The following is a 4028-nucleotide window of genomic DNA, read 5'->3' as shown; positions in this document are numbered from 1 at the left end:
GGATCGTTATCCCGACGTGCGCGGATCCGGCCTCAACGCTCTTGAGCACTACATTCTATATGGCGCAAGCGAAGGTCGCGATCCGCACCCGCTGTTCGACGTCAGCTGGTACTGCAAGCACAATGACAACGCAGCCGCAAATCCGCTGCTACACTATCTCTCCGGAGAGGGGAGGGACCCGCACCCGATGTTCGACGCGAGCTGGTATCTACGTCAGCTTCCCGATTTTCCGCTCGGTAAGATTGACCCCTTAATTCATTTTCTGACCGCGGATCATCCACTTGCTAGCCCGCATCCACTGTTCGATGCGCGCTGGTATTTGGATCGTTATCCCGACGTGCGCGGATCCGGCCTCAACGCTCTTGAGCACTACATTCTATATGGCGCAAGCGAAGGTCGCGATCCGCACCCGCTGTTCGACGTCAGCTGGTACTGCAAGCACAATGACAACGCAGCCGCCAACCCGCTGCTGCATTACCTCTCCGGCAAGGGGCGAAACCCTCATCCGCTGTTTGATGAAGCGTATTATCGGTCGCAAATTGAAGACCTAGATTTTGATGACCCGCCATTGCTTCTTCATTTCGTCGTTCGAGGAGCGTTAATTGGATACAACCCAAATTCTTTTTTCGACTGCAATTGGTATGTTAACAACCACGAAACGCTTTGGCAGACGGGCGAAAACCCGTTGGCTCATTTTGTACACACTGGGGTATTCGAAAATCGCGACCCGCATCCACTCTTCGACGTGGATTGGTATCTCTACAAAAACCCTGACGTAGCTCAGAGCGGCATGAACCCGCTCGACCATTTTCTTTCGTCAGGAAGGTCACAAGGGCGGACAGGACATCCCCCGGATGCAGCTGACGAAAATTGTTCGATTTTCGACATACCCTATGAGATCCGTCGACATCCGGTAATTACCGGGGAGCGCGATGTCTGCGTCTTAGTTACATATTCACGCGATGGGTCGATCTACCCTCATACACGGTTCTATTTAGAGGCCTTACAAGCTAACAACATTGACGTTATACTCGCTGTTGTCACAGATGGTCTGAACCAGCCACTTCCTAGCTTTACGGAGAGCGCGGCTGGGCTCGTTGTCCGCATCAATCATGGTTGGGACTTTGCGGCTTGGGCAACAGTGCTCGCAGCCATTCCAGATGTGTGGTCTGCTCGATCATTAATATTGACTAATGATAGTATTTTTGGACCTACCGATGCAAGTCAATTTCAAGAACTCTTGCGGCGGATGCGGGCGAGCGAGGCGGACATCATTGCGCTCACTGACAGCTATCAAGCTCAACACCATCTTATGAGTTTCTTCACCGTTCTGAAGAATAGGGCCCTCACCTCAAAGCACATTCATAATTTTTGGAATAACATCCGGAGCATTCGCGACAAACAGACAGTAATAAATTGCTACGAACTTTCTTCAAAACAGCTTGTCACGCAGGCAGACTTGCGCTGCGAAGTTATGTTTCCGACGAAAAAGCGCGCGGATCGTGATCGTAACCCTACCTTGGAGGATTGGCGTGGTTTGATCGAATCCGGATTTCCTTTTGTAAAGGTGCAGCTTCTTCGCGAGCGTGATCGGTTAGGTTATTGCAATACTGAGGGCTGGCGCGAGCTGCTCGCGGGGAACCCGCCTCTGCTGGATGCGATCGATGCCTATCTTGAATCGGCGAACAGCAGAGGTATGGGTGAGGAGAAGGTACGGCCGGTTCCTGGGCCTCACAGGCGCTTTGATCGGTCCGCACGTCTAGCGACATTCTACGGCTCTATTGAGAGTACCCGCCCGAACGAACGGACTGATCTATGTCTTGAGGTGCCATTCCGTTGGTCCATAAAATCAACGCACCTGCCGGAGAAGGTGGCGGTCATAGCGCACATCTTCTATACAGAACTATGCATAGAAATTCTCGCGGCGATAGCTAATATTCCTGTCCGGGCCGATGTATTTATCTCGACCGACTCCAGCGAGAAAGCAGCTGAGATAGAGCGATATTTTTCAGATTACGAGTGGGACGTGACGGTGGAAGTTTTCCCAAACGTCGGGCGTGATATCGCCCCAATGATTGTGGGCTATCGGCGCGTATTCGATAACTACGATATTTTTCTGCACATTCACTCTAAACAGTCACTTCATACCTCCCGCCTTGCTACATGGCGTTCGTTTCTTATAAGCAATTTACTTGGTTCTCGCGAGATTGTTTCGTCGATTCTTTGTCTTTTGAATCAAACTGATGTCGGCATCGTCTTTTCGGATCACTTTAAGCCCGTCCGCAATCTTCTAAACTGGGGCGGAAACTATAATCGAGTTCGTCTGTTATTACGTAGCATTGGCGTCGACATCAGCAAGGATATCGTCCTGGATTTCCCGTCGAGCTCCTTTTTTTGGGGACGAAGCAAAGCACTCCGTTCCCTGCTCGAGCTTCAGCTCGACTGGTCGGATTTCGAATGCGAGGCAGGCCAAATTGATGGAACCCTAGCGCATGCGATCGAGCGAGCAATTCTGTATTTCGCTGAAGATCGAGGCTTCTCCTGGACCAAGGTCGGACGCACGGACAATGTTTCGTCTGAGCGCCTTATTCCGGTTTGGGATTTGGAGGATGTGGAACGCACGCGTCAGCGGCTTCTTGGCAATCGTCTTCCGCCGCTTTCCGACCGGAACCTTATTCCGGAACTCGTATCCTTCTGCTCGCGGCCTGATCGACGGGCACTGCGGCCGCGGTTCAATCTCATCATACCTACCTTAGCACCTGAACGAATTTTCGGTGGAATCACTACGGCTTTGCGAATTTTCAATGAGATTGCCGAAGCTCTTGGGCCTGGCTTCGATATTCGCATCATATGTCAATCTCTTCCTGTGGATTTGCGCGCTATGCTCGGCCTCTCGGGGTACTGCCTCGTGCCAATGGGCGCTCGAGATAACTTTGCGAAAACGGTTGTCGACCTATCTGATCAAGAAAGTGGAGAACTAAGCCTTCGTGCCAATGATGTTTTTCTTTCGACCGCTTGGTGGACTGCCACCGTCGGCTTTGAACTTCAAAGACGACAAAGATCTTATTTCTGGAATTCGCCCAAAATATTGTATCTTATTCAAGATCATGAGCCTGACTTCTACGGATGGTGCGCCCAGTATAGCTTGGCCCAGGAAACCTATCGCCATCCGGACAAGACGATTGCATTGATTAATTCGGAAGAGCTTTCTCGTTATATGTGCTCGGCTTATTCCTTCAATGAGGCATATTTGGTTCGATTCAAGATCAATCCGGAGATTTCAAAGAATTTGCAGCCGCTCCCAAGGGAGCGTATAATCTGTATCTATGCGCGTCCTGGCACACCACGAAATGCGTTCCCACTGCTTTGCGCGGGCATTGCTCAGTGGCAGCGCAACAATCCAACAAGGGCGCGGACTTGGAGGATCGTTGCAGCAGGCGAGGCGTTCCCATCGGACCGCGCTGGATCAGTCGTCAACCTCTCCGTTGCAGGAAAGTTGTCGCTAGAAGAATATGGCGACCTATTATCGAGAGCATCTGTTGGTATTTCACTGATGCTGTCTCCCCACCCAAGTTATCCACCCCTTGAAATGGCTGCGGCCGGCCTCCAAACCGTCACTAACAACTTCTTTTCCAAAGATCTTTCCCAGAGAAGCGCCAATATCTTGAGCATCCGCGAGCTTTCTGCCGATTCATTATCAGCCGCCATCGAGATTGCGGTTGATCGCGGCGAAGGTCAGATCGGGCGTGTCGTGGGCAAGTCGGAAATCGCTGAGTTGGAGTCCGCAGTCCCAGACTTTGTAGCTTCCGTAGTTGCGGGCCGCATTCGTGCAATGACGGAGTCTTCTTGATTTTGGGGAGAGTAACAGTCTCAATTTGGGCTAATCTGGCCCGGCCGTTTTAGAGCGCCTAACAAAACCATCGTTCGATGAAGCGCCAGATGATGAGGGCTGCGGCCAGCGTCGAGAAGGCGAGATGGATGTCGGCCCGTCGCTCGTAGCGAATGGCGAGGCGACGGAACTGGGCGAA

The 4028-nt window shown here is 51.7% G+C and carries 1 protein-coding gene and 1 pseudogene; one reads left to right on the top strand and one right to left on the bottom strand.

All coding sequences use genetic code 11. The features are described 5' to 3' along the window. Positions 1-16: 16 nt before the first annotated feature. On the top strand, positions 17-3850 hold the full coding sequence (locus tag ACLBYE_RS29830; RefSeq protein ID WP_447696925.1) for a rhamnosyltransferase WsaF family glycosyltransferase: 3834 nt from the start codon (positions 17-19) through the stop codon (positions 3848-3850). 58 nt (positions 3851-3908) lie between these two features. Here ACLBYE_RS29830 and ACLBYE_RS29825 read toward each other — a convergent pair. After that, positions 3909-4028 (bottom strand): annotated as a pseudogene (locus ACLBYE_RS29825) (IS5/IS1182 family transposase); the annotation flags it as partial.

The sequence above is a fragment of the Methylobacterium sp. A52T genome (assembly GCF_053346095.1).
Note: the sequence above shows the minus strand (reverse complement) of the source record. Positions and strands in the feature narration are given on the sequence as shown.